This is a genomic window from Oleiphilus sp. HI0079 (assembly GCF_001635105.1).
This window is the reverse complement of sequence record NZ_LWFT01000481.1, coordinates 1-365: the sequence shown is the minus strand read 5'-3', so window position 1 is coordinate 365 and position 365 is coordinate 1. Positions and strand designations below refer to the sequence as shown.

At 49.9% G+C, this 365-nt stretch carries 1 protein-coding gene; it reads left to right on the top strand.

Annotation, left to right across the window (positions count from 1 at the left end):
- On the top strand, positions 1 to 365 hold a 365-nt coding region (locus tag A3750_RS06300), incomplete at both ends, for an MBL fold metallo-hydrolase (protein ID WP_156498451.1).

Below are 365 nucleotides of genomic sequence, written 5' to 3'. Positions count from 1 at the left end.
CAGTTTATCGAACAAAACAATCTATCCGTAGAGTGGTTGATCGAAACGCATGTGCATGCAGACCACCTCAGTGCTGCGCCCTATATACAGAAGCATGTTGGAGGGAAGCTCGGCATAGGTGAGCAGATTTCTGTTGTGCAATCTGTGTTCGGTAAAGTGTTTAATGAGGGTGCTGGGTTTGCGCGAGACGGATCTCAGTTTGATCATCTATTTACGGATGGAGAGCGCTACACTGTCGGGCAGCTAAGTTGCTTTGCTTTGCATACTCCCGGACATACCCCAGCTTGCATGACGCATGTTTTAGGTGATGCGGCTTTTGTCGGGGATACGCTATTTATGCCAGATGCCGGGACCGCGCGATGTGA